Source organism: Massilia mucilaginosa, assembly GCF_011682145.1.
GTDB lineage: Bacteria > Pseudomonadota > Gammaproteobacteria > Burkholderiales > Burkholderiaceae_D > Telluria_A > Telluria_A mucilaginosa.
This window is the reverse complement of sequence record NZ_WHJH01000369.1, coordinates 1-281: the sequence shown is the minus strand read 5'-3', so window position 1 is coordinate 281 and position 281 is coordinate 1. Positions and strand designations below refer to the sequence as shown.

The window sequence follows — 281 nt, the reverse complement described above, 5'->3', positions numbered from 1 at the left end:
CACGCCCAGCGAAAACACGCCGCCGGCGGTCGTGAACACGTTCGGAAAATTCGCCCCACTGAAACGCCTCACACCGTTGACGTACACGCTGACAGCGCCGTTCTTGACGGTAAAGGCCACGTGCGACCACTGCCCGGCTGGGATATTCATCCCCGCGCCGGCGTCGTACCATGCCGTTCCCGACCACAGCATGGTCGCGCCGCCGACAACATCGTGCCCCTTCGGCATCAGGCTGATCCACGCATCGCCATTGCGCGCGCCAAAGAAGGTGGTGCTGAATG

At 63.3% G+C, this 281-nt stretch carries 1 protein-coding gene; it reads right to left on the bottom strand.

What is annotated here, in order from left to right; all coding sequences use genetic code 11:
• The coding region (locus tag F2P45_RS35210) for a LamG-like jellyroll fold domain-containing protein (protein ID WP_166882767.1) at positions 1 to 281 on the bottom strand (281 nt) is incomplete at both ends.